We start from the raw sequence: 18,719 nt of genomic DNA, 5'->3' as shown, positions 1-18,719 counted from the left end.
TGCTTTTATCTAATTTATTAAAAACAAACGTCCAATTACTTAAAGGTATAGATGTTAATAGTACGATGCTATTTTAGCCTTAGTACAGCAAAAGCACATCTCTACATACGCTAGTTTTGTATTGGCTACTCCTAAAAAGGATATCCAATTGCGATATTAAGTATCAGATTATCTTTTCTCCAAGAACCGCTTCCAAAATTAATATCATCTATTACCCATCGTTGTCCTTCAGGTAAATATGGTATTCTTAACGGAAATGCAATATCGGTTCTTAATATTAAAAATGATAAGTCGAAACGTAATCCTGCTCCAGCACCAACAGCAATTTCTTTCATGAAGTTTTTACTGATTTTTGCTCCAGCTTTATTTATGTCATTATTGAGTAGCCAAACATTTCCAGCATCTAGAAATATTGCTCCTCGTACTATACTAAATAGTTTAGCTCTGTACTCTGTATTAAATTCTAGTTTTAAGTCTCCTGACTGATCTGGCAAAAAGTTGCTTATTGTATCTTGACTCTTAAAACTACCCGGACCAATTGATCGGGCTCTAAAAGCACGAATACTATTAGTTCCTCCTACAACAAATTGCTTTATCGAAGGCAAAGAAGAAGAATTACCATACGGCAAGCCTACTCCAAGAATAAGTCGGCTTGCTAATTGGCTTTCTTTTCCTAGCTTCAAATAATGTCTAAAATCAGTTTTTAGTTTTACATATTGACTAAAAGGAACATCAAATATTTTTATGGTATTATCCTTCTTGATATTGGCTTTTGTTGCCAAACCTGTTATATTACCAGCTAAATCAAGCTCGCCATTAAAATAGAATGTATTCTTTTTTCTCTTTTGCATCGTATTGGTGTAAGTATACGAATACGTAGGCCCAAAAATCAATTGTTTTTCCAGTACTTTAGATAATGATTGATCTTTCTCTACCTGTTCTAAATAATAAGGTGTTACATGATTTGGACTTACATAATTAACCTCTATGATATCCAATTGATGTTCTTTTCGAACATTTTCTTTCCATGAATAACCAAAGGATCCTCTAAAAGAATTTAAAGCATATAGATTAATTCGGTTTTGATATTCATAACTTAAACTCGCTTTTGTTCTTGGAACAAACTCACTAGAACCTTGAAAATTAAACGGCGTAATTAATCTTGGCCAGGTTAAACTTGCTTCCCCTCCTATTTTATATATATTATTCCCTTTATTTTGTCCCGAAATCTGAAAATCTGCTCCTCCAAATACTGATAATGTAAATAATTCAGCCCCTCTAAGTAAGTTTCTGTTATTCCAGTTTGCATTAATCTCTGTACCTGAATAACTAGCCGAATTGGTTTTTCCTAATACCTCAACTCTAATAAATTTCTTTGGCAATAAGGTTAGGTAGTAATAGGCATCTAAAGCATTTTTTATACTATCAGATTCTTTAAACTCATTTTTTACAAAATTAAACGTTCCTAAATTCACAAAACGATTCAGAGAAAGATTGTGATCGGATCGATTATAAAAATCTCCTTTCTTAAAATACAAAGCTCTATCAAATACTCTGGGTCTAAATGTATTTGTGGAATCTATAATCGTGAAATCTTTATACTTTACGATATCCTCTTTTTTATATGCTACAGCTGTACTATCCTTTAAAATAGAAAAATTAGGATATACAACTATATCATTTATTGTGTAAGGCACTTTGGCTTTGGCTGGCGTTTCGTCTTTTATTTTTAATTTTATACTTACCTCGTGATCTCCTTTTGTACTATCAACTTGCGCCAAGATATAATCTGAATTGAAATAATAAAATCCCTTTTCTTTCAATCGCGAATCGATACGCTCTCTCTCTGATTTTATAACGTCCAAGTCATAAGGCTTACCTACTTTTAGCAATGATCTACGAGTTGTTTTAGCTATTGTTTTGGCTACAGCCGAAGAATCATCCGGAAAGCTAACACTCTTTATTTTATATTGCTTTCTAGGTATAACAGTATATTCTGCCGTTGCTCTTTTATTTTTTGCAGTAGAATCTGCACTGACGCTTACTTTAAAAAAACCTTTGTTTTCAGCATAATTTCTTAGCACTGCCGAATTATAATCTAAATCGACTTTGCTGTAAAGTACTGGAGCTTCTCCAACTTTATTCCTTAACCAATACCTTGTTCCTTTCTTTTTCTTTGGTTCGCCAGCTATATTGTATATCCATAATTTAATACGCAATCCTAAAAATTGTTTATTAGGCAAAGGGCGCAACAAACTTTGCAGTTCATTTTGAAGTGCTGTTTTTTCTTTCTTTTTAAGAATAGAGTCTTCTACTTTTACCGAAGCGCCTGTGTACAATAAATCTCCTTTGGGCAAATACTTGGTATTACTACATCCAAATGCAAAAAACAAAGAGAGTATTATAAAATATTTTAAATATTTAGTTCCCATATTGCTACGTTTTTTGCTCTTGTTCATTATCTAATTCTTCTTTCTTTTTCTCTTCCTTCTCTTTTTGACTTTCTTTCTCTTTGCGTAATTTTTCTTTTCTAATTAGTTCTTTTTCTTCTTTGCTACGATGAAACAATTCTCTAAACTTATTGTAATTCATCGTAATAATAAATGCAACTCCAGTTTCAATAACCTGACCTTCTACTGCTACTTGATATTGATTTTTTCTATATGCTCTAAGCATATATCGTCCGTCTTTTGTAAGTTGGTAATCTATAGAAACATCTCCTGCTATATTTGCATCCTGCTCATTCTCTCTTTCCTGTCCTTCTAATGCAAAACTACTTCCAATGGTTACTTTTAATCTATCGTCTAATAGCTTTTTAGAAACTCCAACATTTAAATCTGTTCTGTTTTGTTTAGATCCCGAAGTATAATCATCTGTAGATTCTAAATCAAATTCCAGTTCGACTCCACTTATCAATTCGCCTGCAAGATTATTTAATTGATCCGAAAGTATTTTACTCACACTTTGTCTCGCCATAGATTCAGCACTTGTACCACCACTTTCGCTTGCAAAAGGATTTTCACCAACAAATCGGTTTAAGAGTAAAAGTGCAAAAACCTGCTTATTTAATTCAGCTGGATCTTGTCGTAATTGCTGTAATTTTGCTTGAGAAGTAGTTATAATATCTGATGAAACATCATAGTTACCATCAGGAAGAACAATATCAAAAGAAATCTCAGGCTTCATAAGCTCCCCATTCATCTTTAATAAAGCTTGAAACGGAATTTTTTGTTTGTATGTATTTTTAATTGCTTGCGACTTACTTCCTAACTGATTGCCTAATAAATCTATCGGAGCAGTATTTACTTTATATATTGCAGTTAAATTTAGATTTGCCATTGTAGGCTCTCCATTCCATATAATATAACTTCCTTTTTGAATATCAAATTTTCGTTTTATCATATTAAAACTCATCTCATATGCCCCTTCACTAAACTCATATTTTCCCGTAAGAGTGGTTTTTCCCGAAGGATCAATTCCTCCAATAAGATCTGCTTCACCCAATAATCTCAGATAATCTCCATTTCCTTTATCTATAACCAAAGTAAGCTCTGCCTTTTTGTCTATAGAAATAGCAACACTCACATCCATACCAATTAATTGAGATTGATTAAGTTTATTTTCCATTGCAACAGTTTGTTTCAACAGTAAATTATCTTCGTTCACAAACTCTACTATTCCTTCTCTATCGGCAATAGATGGATCTGATTGAGGCATAACAATTGTAAATTTTGTATCCTCATTAATTTTTATGTTTCCACCTACAACTGGATTATCAAGCGTTCCTTTTATATTCAAATTAGCATCTAGAAATAAATCTCCATAAAACAAATCGTTATCTGCTTCGGTAGAATTAATAGCTCTAAAATTGTCTGCTTTTATTGTTAATCCAAAATCATAATTTTTAAAATCATTAGAATTGATTTTTCCATTAACAAATAACTCATTCTTATTTTCATCATAAACAGAGAAGTTATCGAAAATTATTGCACCATCCTCTAATTTTATTTTTTCATTAGTTATTTTAAAATTAGAATCAAATTTTGTCACTTTAAAAGCTGTATCATTAAAATCCAGTTCCCCATTTACTTTTGGAGCATCAGCATTACCTGTAATTTTAAAATTACCTGATAAGTAACCTGAACCATCTTTAAGATTACCCATACTAAAGCCCTGAATACTCTTAATATTTAAATGATTTATAGCTACATCAAAATCAAAAGTACTATCATCAATTTTATAATTTCCTGTAAGATTTACATCATTTCCTTGCTCACTTAATGTAATATTAGCTGTTAATAAATTATTGGTTTTGTAATCTACTTTTATACCTATATCCCCAACTGGCTCTCCTTTAAAACTAAAATCGTCTATTTTTAAATCAGATGTAAAAGTTGGTTTTGTCATAACATTTTCAACCAAAGCCGATCCATTTATCAATCCTTGAGCTAACAATTTGTCTTTGGTAACCATATTTAAAATGGTCTCAATTTTAAAATTGACAAAATCTATTTGTAATGGTGCATTCTTCCCTTCGTTTTGAGATTGAATTTTTAGTTCATTTCCTGAATTATCTAAAAAGAACTTATCTATATAAAGTCTTTTATCTCCAAATTCAATACAGTTTTCTGAATTCAAATTCCATTTATCATAATTCAAAACAAAATTATCTGAATCAAATTTTATAGTACTTTTTGCATTTTCGTGAAGTAATTCTCCTTTAATAAAATATTGTTCCTTGTCTTCTTTATCTTTTATTTGCAATGCATACTCTAAAATATTGTTTTCAATTTTACCTGACAAGCCAACAAATGGTATTTTAAAATCTCCACTCTCTACAGGAGCTACAGAAACCTGATATTCTAATGCTCTGTCCTTTGCTTCTATATTTATTTTACCATCAGAAATTGTATTTGTATCATAAATAATTTTCGGAATAGTTCCTTTTACTTCCAAAGAATCTACCACGTTATTATACTTTCCAGTAATTTTGATAGGCTCTAAACCTTTAAGTTTTGGAATAAGCTGAAATAACAATGGATCACTATCTACCGATAAACTAAACGCTACTTGTTGTTCATCTGAATCCCCTTTTGTTTTAGGAACCTGGAGATCCATATATTTTGACAGTGATTTTTTTAATGCTACCGATAATGTCGTTAACTTATACTTTCCATCAACTTCGGCTTTAAGAAATTGCGACTGTATCTTAATATTATTTCTTTCTTTATCGGCATAAGCCAAAATTTTAATAGAATCCAATACGATTGGTTGTGCCCCTTTTAAAACCTGAATATTTGATAAGAAAACCTTTCCGTTTAAAAAATCAGGATTACTATTGATTATATCTGCATCAATGTTTCCTCGAAGTTTCATCGGGCCTGCATGAAGATTTAGCTTTTCAAGATCTGCAATATCTAAGTTTAATTTTAATTTTACTGCTGGATATTTATCATCAAATCTCCCATTGGCAACTAAACCAAAATTCAAATTCGGATCTTTTATTCCTGACTTAACTGCAAATGCTCCTTTGGCAATCTCTCCGTTTAAAGTTAAATCTTTGTATGTATATTTATTAAATACTGCTTTTTGTACAATCCCATCTAAATGAGCCTGTGCCGTTTGGGGATCCAGTCCCTTCCCTTTTACTTTTGCTTTAAGCGTAATTTTTCCTAATGAATCATTTTTTATTAATTTACCTAAATCAAATTCTGTAAATGAAATTGTTGCGTCATATCTCTCTGACTTCTTAATTCGCTGATCAAATAAAGCATCCACTTTGGCATTTCCGAAACTGCTATTTAATGCCAAATTGGTTTTGAAATTATTAACTGATCCTTTAAATTTTCCTTTTAAATTAAATTGTGACGGCAACTGAATATTTTTAGGAATTGTTCCTGTTGGCACAAACGAAATCACATCTTTTGATGAACTCACAAAATTTTTAATATCTAAATCATAATAGGCTTTCTGCGCATCTGGCATTCCAGTAATTTTTCCCGAAATAGAAACTTTTGTAGATCCAATTCCAGCCATTTCAAACTGCGGAATTACTAAATCTTTTACTTTCCCATTCACTCGTGCGTTTACAGATAAAATCGCATTAGGATTACTCTTAAACGGATTGGTATTTTGTAAATCTGGAACAAAAAGTAATATGTCTTTAAATCCTATTTTCGCCTGATTTAAATTAGCATCCAATGTAAGATTATCAATATTCTTAGTAATCGATGCAATTGATGGATAACCTACTTTTATCTCTTTTTGTAATAAAGTCTGTGGCGTTTTTAAATATAGATTATTTAAATATGCATTTTTAGGCCCGTAGAAAAAATCAGTTTTAAATTCCTGAATTTTAAGTCCGCTTTTTTCGTTTACTGCGAATGATTTTATACTTCCCGAAATCGTATCATTTGCATAATATAGTTTTTCGGCTTTTAAATTAAAATTATCCAAATCAATATGTCCATAATCAATTCCTTTTTTATTAGGTTTCGATTGCATATCATCATATTTAAAAGCAACATTTTGTATATCAGCAGATTTCAATTTTAACTTCCATCCTGCTTGAGGAATTGCGGTAGAATCTAAATCTGGAGTTTTAATCTGTTTTTCTCTTACTCCTAATTGTAAATTCCCTTTTAGATTTTTTAACTCAAAAGCATCAAAATCTAGCATTTGATTATTTAAATCTAATGTATTGACCAACAATTGTAATTTATCAAGTGTTACTCCTGAAGCAAGTTTAGAATCTTTATTATCATAGGAAATATCAATTTTAGACAGTTTGATTTTATTTAATTTCAAATTAAAATCTGATCTTTTAGAAATTGTATCTACTGTATTTACCGAAACTTCAGCTATTTTTTCAACCAAATCCTGATTTAAGACTAATTTCAATCCGTTTAAATCAATATTCGGAATATCGAAATCCATTTTATCCAAATCGAATTTTTTAAATTCTGTTTGAAAATCAGTCAGTTTAACACGAATATCATTTTTAGAGAAATCATCTTTAAAATTCAGATTGATTTTATTCAAATTAATTTTTACAACCGATATTTTAAATGGCTTACTATTAGGATCTACTGGCTCTGGCTCTTTGGAAGCAAATGCAGCAATTATATAATCAAAATTAAAAACTCCTTCTTTGTTTCTCGAAATATTAGCAGTAGTATTTTCAAGAGAAATAGAGTTGATCTCTACCTCACTGTCTATTAATTTAAACAAATCAATATCAACTTCTAAACGTTTCCCGCTAAGTAGCGTATCTTTCTTTTGGTCTTCAAAATAAAACCCTTCTAATACAATATCTTTAGGGAAATCAATAGAAATTCTATCTAGAGAAACCTTAGTTTTTATCTTTTTTTGCAAAAAGGTGATTGCTTTATCTTTGGCAAAATTTTGTACTGCTGGAACTTGAATTAAAATTATAATCAATAACAATAATGTCACTAATGTTATGACACACCAAAGCAGCACACGAAGTATTTTTTTTAGAAAAGAAATTCGTTTCTTATTCATATAAAGAAAATAGGGCTAATAAAACTGGTTTATATTATAGATACGTAGTCACTAATTTAGCTAACTATATACAATTTACAAAATTGTAAAAAATATACTTCAATACTTTACACAATTATTTAAACTTATTCTAGAATTAAACACCATTATAAGTATATTCTTGCTTAATATTTAAACAAAGAACGCGTTTAAAATTTTATATATGACCAATTTTCTTCTATACTTTTTATTCTCTTATGCAATTTTGATAAAAAAGCACGATGCTGTTCTGAGTCTGGATTAAAACTTCGATGGGAAAGTCCCTTTTGTATTTCGTAGATCTCTCTCATTACAGTAATCCCTTCTTTAGAAATGTAGTTCTCACTAAATCTTTCCCAAATATAATCGATAGCAATTTGATTGGGATGTAACATATCTTCAGCGTAAAATCGATAATCGCGAAGTTCATCCATCATGATTTCATAAGAAGCAAAGTATTCTGTTTGCATCTTATATTCTTCTCTATTTAAAATAGGGTGCAGTGAAGAAATTAAATTTGATTTACTCCATTGATTTTCAACAAAACCATCTTTTATATGACGAACTGGAGATACAGTAAAAATGATTTTCACTTCTGGATTTATCGAAGCGATTAAGTCAATTGTATTCTTAATGCTTTCTTTGATTATCTCAACCGGTAACAGTTCTTTAGTAAATTGTTTTTGTGGTACTTTATGACAATTAGCAACTACTGCGTTACTCTCTTTTGCACGATACACCCACGAAGTTCCATAAGTTATAATAACATGAGTCGCTTCAGTTAATTCTTGATGTGTCTTTTTAGTAATCTGATTGAGATGATAAATCAAATCTTCTTTATTAGCATTACTTAAATCGGAATGTACATCAAACGAGTGCCAACGTTCATTATGAAAGAACACATCCTTTTCTGTAAATGTCTTCTGCAAAACCGCAAAACTTATTAATTTTTCAATTGCCAAAGGATGAAATAAAATTCCTAATGGATTGCAACTATTATTGAACTTAAAATAATCTAGTTTCTCTGCCATATTTACAGCAAAACAAGAACCTAATGACAATACTTTAGAATTATAATCAATCGGATTATTACTTTGTGAAATAGGTATCTGAGTTCTGAATTGCATGATTTAAAGTTTTAAACAAATTTCAACCATTTTATACAAACAAAAAAACCAAACACAGAAGTATTTGGCTTTTTAAATAATTTAAAAAAATATAATTAATATGTGTATTCATCTATTCTATTCTCAGTTGTACCATCTTTTTTATAAGATGTAATTTTTGTTGGGTATCCCTTCTCATCATAAACCAACTCTCTTTTATAAACCCTAGCCTCAACATCAGTACTATACGAAGCCGTATATTTTACAGTATTATTAACAGAACTCATAGATCCTTCTCCTTCACTATGATCTATTAACAAACTAAATCCTAAAATATTTTTTAAAGGATTGTTTTTATTATCGTATTCATATGTAGCTGTAAAAACACTGTTTGTTTCGCTATTTGTTTCTACGCTTTTAACTAAATTCCCATTTGTATAAGTAAGGACTTCAACATAATTACTTTTTTCTTCTATTCCAGTAGCATAATCTGTCTTATAAACCTCTCTTTTTACTGTACCATCAATATTGTGACTAAGTACTGTTCTCCTTTTGTATTGTCCATTAGGGAAATCTGTCGAGTAAGCCTCCGTATATGATGATTCTACTAGTTTACCATTTAAATAAGAATAAACTGTCACATCGCTTATTACATCTTTACCAGGTATGCTCTCAGTATCATAATTAATTTCTTTTACAATAAAATTACCATCATACGTATAATCTGTTCTTCCTGCCTCATCTTTGACACTCAAAATTTTATTCCCATTATATGTAGATATATATGTAGCATTTTCAGATGGATCTTCCATATCCTTATATTTCAATATTTTAGGAAGAATTACACTAACATCTCCAACAGAATCATTAACAGAATTATCATCTTTATCATTTGAACAAGACGCTAAAACTAAAGTCAAAGCACTAAATAGGCATAAAAAATTTTTCATAAATAAATTTGTAGGTTTATAATTTGCTCAAAAGTATCTTTTTAAAAAACCTAACACAAACTATTAAAGGTCTTTTTTCTATCATGAATTAAGAGATGTTTTAACATATGCCAAATCAGCAATTAAACTAAAAATCACAATTTTAATACCTTAAAACAACAGTACAAAGCCAATCAATTCATTACTTTTGCATCTCTTTTAAATTAATATTCATATATGAAATTACTATATTCCTATATAATCAAACATAAAATGCTGTTGTTTCTAGCCTTGGTTATGGCAACTATAAACATCTGCTTCAGCTTATCCGATTCTGTAATTACGGGGAAATTAATGCAAGATTGCGGTGTTGGATTAGCTAAATACAAGGGAAATGAGATTGGTTTTATTAAATCTGTAGCATTTTGGCTTGGTCTTTCACTTGGTGCAGCAATGATTTCAAGAATTACCAAAAACTTTCAGGATTATTTCACCAATGTTGTTATTCAGCGAACTGGTGCTCAAATGTATACTGATGGTATTAAAAAATCACTCGATTTACCTTTTGCTGAATTCGAAGACCAGCGTAGTGGCGAAACTTTAAGTAAACTGACCAAAGTACGCTCTGATTCTGAAAAATTAATTACACTTTCTATTTCTCTAATTTTTCAAACTGTTATCGGATTCATATTTGTAATCATTTATGTTGCCCGAATTGATTATCGCATTTCTATAATATTCTTAATTACAGCTCCAATTATCGCCTTAGTAAGTTCTTATTTAGGTAAAAAGATAAAAATTGTTTCTCGAAAAATTGTAAATCAAACCAATGCTTTGGCTGGTTCTACTACCGAAAGTCTTAGAAATATCGAACTTGTAAAAAGTCTTGGATTAACGTATCAGGAAGAAAAACGTTTGAATTTAAACACCTTCAAAATCCTGCAATTGGAATTGCAAAAAATCCGTTTCATCAGAAGTTTAAGTTTTATTCAAGGTACAACTGTTCACTTTTTAAGAACTTGTGTCGTTTTTACACTGTACTATTTCTTGTTTGGACAAAAAATAATTGTGGGTGATTTACTAACTATGGTATTCTTTACTTTTTTCATTTTTGGACCTTTACAAGAATTAGGAAACTTTATAATTGCTCTTAATGAAACCAAAGTTTCTATGGAAAATTTTAAAACCTTATTAAGCGCTCCAAAAGAATTTCGTCCAAAAAACCCAAAACACGTTGGAGCCATTCGCTCGTTGCTTTTTTCGAATGTAAGCTTTCAACATAAAACCGCTAAATTCAAAGCTGTAGAGAATATTAATTTTGATATTAAACAAGGAGAGACAGTAGCTTTTGTTGGTCCATCTGGCTCTGGAAAAACCACTTTAGTAAAACTATTGGTTGGATTATATACACCTGCTCAAGGTAAAGTTCTTTATAATGATATCGATTCAACCGAAATTGATTTATTAGATTTAAGAAAACAACTGGGATTTGTAACCCAAGATGCACAATTATTTTCAGGAACAATTCGTGAAAATTTATTGTTTGTTAAACCATCCGCTACAGATGAAGATTTACATGATGCTCTGAAAAGAGCCAGTTGTGAAAAGCTCTTACAGCGTGCCGAAGATGGTTTAAACACGACAATTGGTGAAGGAGGAATTAAAGTTTCAGGTGGAGAGAAACAGCGTTTATCTATTGCACGCGCCATTTTAAGAAATCCTAATTTGTTAATTTTTGACGAAGCAACTTCAGCATTAGACTCTATTACCGAAGAAGAAATTAATACTACAATCCGAAATATATCGGACAAAAACAGAATTACAGTTTTAATTGCACATCGATTATCAACTGTAATGCATGCTGACAAAATATTTGTATTAGAACAAGGTAAAATTATCGAACAAGGTAAACACGATGATTTAGTACTCGAAAAAGGATTGTATTATGCCATGTGGCGTCAACAAATTGGTGAACGTAAATAATCAATAAAAAAGCCCAATATCTATTAAAGAAGATATTGGGCTTTTTTATCTTTTGTAAATTAGCTAATAAAAGTACTCTGTAGTAGTTCCTGCATCTTCAAAATTATCAAAAGATTTTACTGGATAACCATCCGCATTATATGTTATTTTTGAAGTAGTAGTGGTAGTTTCATCACCAAAACTTGATGTTTCAGAAATAATATTATGCAAAACTCCGTTACCTTCACCATCTATAAAAGCAATTTTATCCATCCCTAAAACATTTTTAAACGGATTATTTTTAGTATCATACGTATACTTAAAATTTGGTGAATTTTCACTAACAACTTCACTTACTTCTCCATTTAAAAAAGTAATAGTCGAATTCTTAAATCCATCTTCATCATATACTGATACTGTGCCGTCCGCATTATAAACAAAAATATCTTTAGTATCCCAATCTTCTTGTCCAGGTTGTGTCCTAAAAAATTCAATTAGTTTTTTATTTCCATCATACTTATACGTGTTTATTTGCTCTACAGTTCCATCTGCAAGTTTAAACTCCATTTTAGTAATTAAATCTCCTGTATATGTGTAGTAGATACCTTCTTTGGTATTATTATATACTTGACTAACTATTTTATTCCCTGCATAAGTATTAATGATTGTTCGAGTTATTCCTTTTGCATTTTTTTCAATCATTTTTGTTAACAGAATCTGACCAACAGGTGTAGGTATGTCATCAATAATTTCATCTTCTCTAGTCACATCACTTGAACAAGAAACCAGTACTAATAAAGCACTAAAGAGGCAAAGTAGATTTTTTTTCATTTTTTTAATAGGTTATATATTAACAATAAGCAACAAATGTAAATCAAAAATTAACAAATAACCTAACAAAAACATACTTAAACACAACAAAAAAACTCAAACAAAACAATAAAACTATTTTTTTGTTTGAGCTTACATTATATTTTAAGAATATTTAAATCTTAGAGACTTAACTTCCTAGAAACCCAGTCCCTTAAATCCTTACTTTACGTACTCAATAGCTTTTGCTAAAGCTTCTGGAATTCCATCTGCATTTTTACCTCCAGCAGTTGCAAAGAAGGGTTGTCCTCCTCCTCCACCTTGGATATATTTCCCTAATTCACGAACTACTTGTCCTGCGTTTAGTTTTTTGTCTGCAACTAATTCTTTAGAGATATAACATGTTAACATCGGCTTTCCTTCTTCGGCTGTAGCCAAAAGTAAAAATAAATTAGTTCCTAAATTTCCAAGTTCATAAACTAAATCTTTAGCACCTTCTGGAGATAAATCAACTTGTTTTGCTAAGAACTGTACTCCATTTATTTCCTGTAATTCCTTAGCCAGATCTCCTTTCATGTTTTTAGCTTTATCTTTCAATAAAGATTCCAACTGTTTTTTCAATTTAGCATTTTCATCTTGTAACGAAATAACTGCCTTTATAGGATCTTGTGCATTTTTTAAAACTGCATTTATTTCTTTTAATTTCTCAGCTTGATTTGCAAAATATTCTTTTACAGCTTCTGAAGTTATTGCTTCGATACGACGAACTCCAGATGCAACTGCTCCTTCACTCACAATCTTGAAATACCAAATATCAGCAGTATTATTTACGTGAATACCACCACATAATTCCATACTATCACCAAATTTGATTGCACGTACGTGATCTCCATATTTTTCACCAAACAAAGCCATTGCACCTTCTTGAACAGCTTGTTCAAATGGTACATTTCTTCTCTCTATTAATGGCAATTGCTCTTGAATTCTTGCGTTTACAAAGTCTTCAACTTGCTGTAATTCTTCGTCAGTTACTTTTGAGAAATGAGAAAAGTCAAATCTTAAATATTTCGGACTTACCAATGATCCTTTTTGCTCTACATGCGTTCCTAAAATAGTACGCAATGCCTGATGCATTAAGTGTGTCGCTGAGTGATTTGAAGCAGAGCTTTTTCTTGTACTTACGTCTACATAAGCTTTAAAAGTCTCTGATAAATTATTTGGGATTTCTTTAGCAAAATGTATGATTACATTATTTTCTTTCTTAGTATCAATAATATAAATCACATCTCCATTACTAGCCTCAAAATATCCTTTATCACCTACTTGTCCTCCACCTTCTGGATAAAAAGGCGTCATATTAAATACGATTTGATAAATTTCTCCATCCTTAGCGCTCTCGACTTTACGGTAACGAGTAATTTTAACCATCGCTTCAGTACGGTCATACCCTATGAATTCTTCATCTTCATCATCAATCAAAATTTGCCAATCTCCTGCTTTTACTTTTGAAGCAGCACGAGAACGCTCTTTTTGTTTTTGCAATTCTGATTCAAAACCTGCTTCGTCTAATTTAAATCCTTTTTCAGAAAGAATCAAAGCTGTTAAATCAATTGGAAAACCATAAGTATCATATAATTCGAATGCTTTTTTCCCCGAAATAACTTTATCGCTATTATTTGCAATAATATTATCTAGTAATACCAATCCTTGATCCAGTGTACGTAAAAAAGAATTTTCTTCTTCACGAATTACATTTGCACAAAGTTCTTTTTGCAATTTAATTTCTGGAAACGAAACACCCATTTGTGTGCTTAACGTATCTACCAACTTATAAATAAAAGGCTCTTTGGTATCTAAAAAAGTAAATCCATAACGAATAGCACGACGCAATATTCTACGTATTACATATCCTGCTCCTGTATTTGATGGTAATTGTCCATCGGCAATTGCAAATGCAACAGCACGAACGTGATCTACTACTACACGAATCGCAATATTAGTTTTATTTTGCTCTTCACTTATATTTTTAACTTCGTCAGAAGTGTATTTAAAACCTGTAATTTGTTCTACTTTTTCAATAAGCGGTGTAAAAACATCTGTATCATAATTAGACGTTTTTCCTTGTAATGCCATACACAAACGCTCAAATCCCATTCCGGTATCAACGTGTTGTGCCGGAAGTTTTTCAAGAGATCCGTCAGCTTTACGGTTGAATTCCATGAATACATTATTCCAGATTTCTACCACTTGCGGGTGGTCGTTATTAACTAAACTCTTTCCTGAAACTTCTGCTTTTTCTTCCTCTGTACGTAAATCAACATGAATTTCTGAACATGGCCCGCATGGTCCCTGATCACCCATTTCCCAAAAATTATCCTTTTTGTTTCCAAGAATAATTCGATCTTCATCGATTAGAGTCTTCCAAATATCCCAAGCTTCCTGATCAAACGGAACATTATCTTCTTTGCTTCCTTCAAAAACAGAAACATAAAGATTTTCCTTTGGAATTTTATAAACTTCAGTCAATAGTTCCCATGCCCAATTAATTGCTTCTTTTTTGAAATAATCTCCAAAAGACCAATTTCCAAGCATTTCAAACATTGTATGGTGATACGTATCAAAACCTACATCTTCAAGATCATTATGTTTTCCTGAAACACGAAGACATTTTTGCGTGTCCGCTATTCTAGGACTTTTTGGCGTTCCATTTCCTAAAAAATATTCTTTAAACTGGGCCATTCCCGAATTATTGAACATTAGGGTTGGATCGTCTTTAAGAACAATTGGAGCAGATGGGACAATTAAATGCCCTTTACTCTGAAAAAAGTCTAAAAATTGCTTGCGTACGTCTTGTGATTTCATATTTAAATTTGAAAATGTGCCAATTTGAAAATGTGTCAATTATGTATAGATAACTCTATTTTTAATTATCTAAATTATAAATTATCTAACTGACTAATTATTTTATTATTGAAAAAAGGGCAGAACAACTGAAACAATTTATTAAATTTGTTCGACTAACATTTTTACAATGTGCAAAAATAGGGTATTTTAAAATATGGCGAAAGTAAAATATTATTACGATTCGGAAAATTTGGCCTACCGAAAAATAAAAACTAAAAAAAGGACTAAATTTGGCTTTGTTGTCTTGTTTTTAGTGGCTTCTACATTATTTGGCTTTTTGGCTTTTGTAATATTGTTGAACACTCCTTACTTTGAAACTCCAAAAGACCGCTTACAAGCTCGTGAAATTGAAAATTTAAAATTGAATTATTCGATTTTAAATAAAAAAATGGATCAGATTGATGCTGTAGTTGAGAGTCTTGAAGAACGTGACAATAATTTATACAGGGTTTATTTTAATAAAAAAGAGATTCCAGATTCGATACGAAAAGCAGGTTTTTCCAGAATTGAAAGATATAAAGCGTTAGAAGGGTATAACAATTCACAATTAGTAATCAAAACAACTAAAAGAATTGATGTTCTATCTAAACAATTAGCAATACAATCGAGATCATTAGATGAAATTTTAAAACTAGCTAGTGCCAAAGAAGATTTATTATCTGCAATCCCTGCCATTCAGCCAGTACAGAATGAAAATTTAAAACGTATGGTTTCTGGTTTTGGTTACAGAACAGATCCTTTTACCAAAGTACGTAAAATGCATGAGGGTATGGATTTTACAGCCAAAGTAGGAACTCCCGTTTATGCCACTGGAGATGGTGTCATAGAAAGAGCTGATAATAATGCTTCTGGTTTTGGTAATCATGTCGTAATTAGGCACGGTTTTGGCTACGAGACTCTGTATGCCCATTTAAGCAAATACAACTGCCGACCTGGACAAAGAGTAAAACGTGGTGACGTAATTGGATATGTAGGAAGCACAGGAAGATCAGAAGGACCACATTGTCATTACGAAGTTCATAAAGATGGTAAAGTAGTAAACCCGCTTAATTTTTATTACGGAAATATTTCAGCAGTAGAATACGTCGCCATTTCGCAATTAGCAAACCAAGAAAATCAATCATTAGATTAAAATGCACATAGAATTACAACCTGACAAACGATATTATAGTATTGGCGAAATCGCCAAAGCATTTAATGTGAATGCTTCTTTGATACGGTTTTGGGATGGAGAATTTGATATTCTTAAACCTAAAAAAAACGCTAAAGGCAACAGAATGTTTACGCCTGAGGATGTAAAAAACCTGCAGTTAATCTTTCATTTGGTAAAAGAACGTGGCTTTACACTCGAAGGAGCCAAAATCCACTTAAAAGAAGGACAAAAGAAAACATTAGATAAATTCGAAATAATACGTAAATTAGAGTCGATAAAAAAAGAATTGATAGAAATTAAAAACGAATTGTAACAATAAATTAATAAACTTAAAATTAGAAAAATATGAAAAAATGGTTAATACCTGTCGGAATTATTATTGCATTAATCGCTATTATAGCTTTTTGGTCTATCGGAATTAAAAATACTGGTTTAAAATACAACCAAGCCGTTAATAAAGAATGGGGTAATGTACAAACTGCTTACCAAAGACGTAATGACCTTATCGGAAATTTAGTAAACACCGTAAAAGGAGCTGCTGATTTTGAAAAATCAACATTAACTGCTGTTATCGAAGCACGTGCAAAAGCTACTTCTGTTACAATTGATCCAAGCAATGTTACTCCAGAACAATTAGCACAATTTAATCAGGCTCAAAGCGGAGTTTCATCTTCTTTATCAAAATTATTAGTATCTGTAGAAAGATATCCTGATTTAAAAGCAAACCAAAATTTCTTAAAATTACAAGACGAATTGGCTAGTACAGAAAATCAAATTCTTACTGCAAGAACTCGTTTCAATGAATCTGTACAAGAATATAACGGATACATCCTTTCTATTCCAAACAAATGGTTCTTAGATTACAAAGAAAAACCATATTTTGAAGCTGTTACAGGAGCTGATAAACCTGTAGAAGTAAAATTCTAAAAGAAGTTTATACCTTTAATAAATGATTTTCAATTGTAGAACCAATTGCTACAATTGAAAATCATTACTATCCATTCAAAAAATAATTTCAATGTCAAAAGTAGAAGATTTTTTAACCAAAGAAGAGGAAGAAGCAATTGTTGAAGCTATTCGCGTGGCCGAAAAAAACACTTCTGGCGAAATTAGAGTTCATATAGAAAAATCGAGTACTAAAGCACATTATGATAGAGCTTTGGAAGTTTTTCATGAACTAAAAATGGATGAAACACAATTACAAAATGGTGTTTTAATATATGTAGCTGTAGATGACAAGCAATTTGTTATTTGCGGAGACAAAGGAATAAATGATGTTGTGCATCCTAATTTTTGGGATTCTACCAAAGAAGCGATGTTATCACAATTCAAACAACAAAATTTCAAACAAGGACTTATTGATGGTATCTTGGTAGCAGGTGAACAATTAAAAAAATACTTCCCTGGATCTGCTGACGATACTAACGAATTATCAAACGAAATCTCAAAAGGATAATGATTACACCCAAACTAAATACCTCGATTTTCCTAAAATTAATTGTTTGTCTATTCTTTACCCAAATAGGTTTTGCTCAATTTACAATTCCTGAAAAACCAAAATTTCAGACTTCTGTTTACGATTATGCAAATGTTTTAAGCCCTACAGAAAAAACACAGTTAGAAGAAAAGCTTATTCGCTATTCTGACTCTACCACTACCCAAATTGTTGTAATTACCATAGAAAGTCTTAAAGGCGAAGATATAGGGATATTAACTCCAAAATGGGGACAGGAATGGGGAATTGGTGGAACTGCAAAAGATGATAATGGTGTTCTTATTTTATTGGCTAAAGCCGAAAGAAAAATATGGATATCACCTGGTTATGGACTAGAAGACAAATTAACTGCTGGTATTGGTGGAGAAATTATCCGAAACATTATTATCCCAGAATTCAAAGCGGGAAGTTATTACAAGGGACTAGATAAAGGTACTGACGCTCTTTTTGATGTCTTTAAAGGAAAATACAAAGGAACCCGAAAACAGGCAGCTGAAGGACAAGATTTTCCTTTTTTCATTTTCATCATTATTATAGCTATCATCATATTTCTTATATCAAGAAATAAAGGTGGAGGCGGAAACTCAGGAAACAACGGCGGTGGAGGTCCTAGCCTACTTGATGTTATCATTTTAAGTAATCTTGGTCGAAGCGGCGGAGGTGGTTTTGGAGGCTTTGGCGGCGGATCATCTGGCGGCGGTGGCGGTTTTGGTGGAGGCTTTGGCGGAGGCGGATTTTCTGGTGGAGGTTCTGGCGGAAGCTGGTAATTTTTACTTTTCAATGACAGTTACGAGTCACAGTTTAAAAACTTATAATAT

General features: G+C 31.3%; 12 protein-coding genes. 6 read left to right on the top strand and 6 right to left on the bottom strand.

The window, feature by feature from the left end; genetic code table 11:
• Positions 1 to 131: 131 nt before the first annotated feature.
• The 4 genes from LPB87_RS01440 to LPB87_RS01425 form a co-directional block, all read right to left on the bottom strand.
• Complete coding sequence (locus LPB87_RS01440; protein WP_230604564.1) at positions 132 to 2,432, bottom strand: BamA/TamA family outer membrane protein; 2,301 nt, start codon at positions 2,430 to 2,432, stop codon at positions 132 to 134.
• 4 nt (positions 2,433 to 2,436) lie between these two features.
• The gene (locus LPB87_RS01435) at positions 2,437 to 7,524 is read right to left on the bottom strand and encodes a translocation/assembly module TamB (RefSeq protein WP_230604561.1); all 5,088 of its coding nucleotides are present in this window, start codon (positions 7,522 to 7,524) and stop codon (positions 2,437 to 2,439) included.
• A 188-nt stretch (positions 7,525 to 7,712) separates the two neighbouring features.
• Positions 7,713 to 8,669 (bottom strand): GSCFA domain-containing protein, encoded by a 957-nt coding sequence (locus LPB87_RS01430; protein WP_230604554.1) that lies wholly within the window; start codon positions 8,667 to 8,669, stop codon positions 7,713 to 7,715.
• A gap of 95 nt (positions 8,670 to 8,764) precedes the next feature.
• Positions 8,765 to 9,598, bottom strand: coding sequence for a hypothetical protein (locus LPB87_RS01425; RefSeq protein ID WP_230604552.1), 834 nt, complete (start codon positions 9,596 to 9,598; stop codon positions 8,765 to 8,767).
• Positions 9,599 to 9,814: 216 nt separating this feature from the next.
• On the opposite strand from LPB87_RS01425, the gene LPB87_RS01420 reads away from it, so the two are divergent.
• Complete coding sequence (locus tag LPB87_RS01420) at positions 9,815 to 11,560, top strand: ABC transporter ATP-binding protein (protein ID WP_129537406.1); 1,746 nt, start codon at positions 9,815 to 9,817, stop codon at positions 11,558 to 11,560.
• Between the two features lie 63 nt (positions 11,561 to 11,623).
• Here the strand turns inward: LPB87_RS01420 and LPB87_RS01415 are convergent, their stop codons facing one another.
• Together LPB87_RS01415 and alaS are read right to left on the bottom strand one after the other, a co-directional pair.
• Positions 11,624 to 12,370 carry a hypothetical protein gene (locus LPB87_RS01415; protein ID WP_230604551.1) on the bottom strand — a complete coding sequence of 249 codons (747 nt, stop codon included), beginning with the start codon at positions 12,368 to 12,370 and terminating at the stop codon, positions 11,624 to 11,626.
• Positions 12,371 to 12,571: 201 nt separating this feature from the next.
• The gene (alaS, locus tag LPB87_RS01410) at positions 12,572 to 15,211 is read right to left on the bottom strand and encodes an alanine--tRNA ligase (RefSeq protein ID WP_230604549.1); all 2,640 of its coding nucleotides are present in this window, start codon (positions 15,209 to 15,211) and stop codon (positions 12,572 to 12,574) included.
• Between the two features lie 196 nt (positions 15,212 to 15,407).
• Here alaS and LPB87_RS01405 point away from each other — a divergent pair, with 196 nt between their 5' ends.
• From LPB87_RS01405 to LPB87_RS01385, 5 genes are all read left to right on the top strand, one after another.
• On the top strand, positions 15,408 to 16,385 hold the full coding sequence (locus LPB87_RS01405) for a M23 family metallopeptidase (protein ID WP_230604547.1): 978 nt from the start codon (positions 15,408 to 15,410) through the stop codon (positions 16,383 to 16,385).
• A gap of 1 nt (position 16,386) precedes the next feature.
• Positions 16,387 to 16,719, top strand: coding sequence for a MerR family transcriptional regulator (locus LPB87_RS01400; protein ID WP_129537403.1), 333 nt, complete (start codon positions 16,387 to 16,389; stop codon positions 16,717 to 16,719).
• A 32-nt stretch (positions 16,720 to 16,751) separates the two neighbouring features.
• Entirely contained in the window at positions 16,752 to 17,333 is a 582-nt protein-coding gene (locus LPB87_RS01395) for a LemA family protein (protein ID WP_129537402.1), read from the top strand.
• Positions 17,334 to 17,424: 91 nt separating this feature from the next.
• Positions 17,425 to 17,862, top strand: coding sequence for a TPM domain-containing protein (locus tag LPB87_RS01390; RefSeq protein WP_230604544.1), 438 nt, complete (start codon positions 17,425 to 17,427; stop codon positions 17,860 to 17,862).
• Entirely contained in the window at positions 17,862 to 18,668 is an 807-nt protein-coding gene (locus LPB87_RS01385; RefSeq protein WP_230604541.1) for a TPM domain-containing protein, read from the top strand. The genes LPB87_RS01390 and LPB87_RS01385 overlap by 1 nt, the downstream gene beginning before the upstream one ends.
• The last annotated feature ends 51 nt before the right edge of the window (positions 18,669 to 18,719 follow it).

This window comes from Flavobacterium sp. EDS, assembly GCF_020991525.1.
In the GTDB taxonomy this organism is placed as follows: Bacteria; Bacteroidota; Bacteroidia; order Flavobacteriales; family Flavobacteriaceae; genus Flavobacterium.
Note: the sequence above shows the minus strand (reverse complement) of the source record. Positions and strands in the feature narration are given on the sequence as shown.

Excerpts from the sequence above, each read along its gene's own strand:
- LPB87_RS01440 (WP_230604564.1), bottom strand. The coding sequence starts at position 2,432 with ATGGGAACTAAATATTTAAAATATTTTATAATACTCTCTTTGTTTTTT.
- LPB87_RS01435 (WP_230604561.1), bottom strand. The coding sequence starts at position 7,524 with ATGAATAAGAAACGAATTTCTTTTCTAAAAAAAATACTTCGTGTGCTG.
- LPB87_RS01430 (WP_230604554.1), bottom strand. The coding sequence starts at position 8,669 with ATGCAATTCAGAACTCAGATACCTATTTCACAAAGTAATAATCCGATT.
- LPB87_RS01425 (WP_230604552.1), bottom strand. The coding sequence starts at position 9,598 with ATGAAAAATTTTTTATGCCTATTTAGTGCTTTGACTTTAGTTTTAGCG.
- LPB87_RS01420 (WP_129537406.1), top strand. The coding sequence starts at position 9,815 with ATGAAATTACTATATTCCTATATAATCAAACATAAAATGCTGTTGTTT.
- LPB87_RS01415 (WP_230604551.1), bottom strand. The coding sequence starts at position 12,370 with ATGAAAAAAAATCTACTTTGCCTCTTTAGTGCTTTATTAGTACTGGTT.
- alaS (WP_230604549.1), bottom strand. The coding sequence starts at position 15,211 with ATGAAATCACAAGACGTACGCAAGCAATTTTTAGACTTTTTTCAGAGT.
- LPB87_RS01405 (WP_230604547.1), top strand. The coding sequence starts at position 15,408 with ATGGCGAAAGTAAAATATTATTACGATTCGGAAAATTTGGCCTACCGA.
- LPB87_RS01400 (WP_129537403.1), top strand. The coding sequence starts at position 16,387 with ATGCACATAGAATTACAACCTGACAAACGATATTATAGTATTGGCGAA.
- LPB87_RS01395 (WP_129537402.1), top strand. The coding sequence starts at position 16,752 with ATGAAAAAATGGTTAATACCTGTCGGAATTATTATTGCATTAATCGCT.
- LPB87_RS01390 (WP_230604544.1), top strand. The coding sequence starts at position 17,425 with ATGTCAAAAGTAGAAGATTTTTTAACCAAAGAAGAGGAAGAAGCAATT.
- LPB87_RS01385 (WP_230604541.1), top strand. The coding sequence starts at position 17,862 with ATGATTACACCCAAACTAAATACCTCGATTTTCCTAAAATTAATTGTT.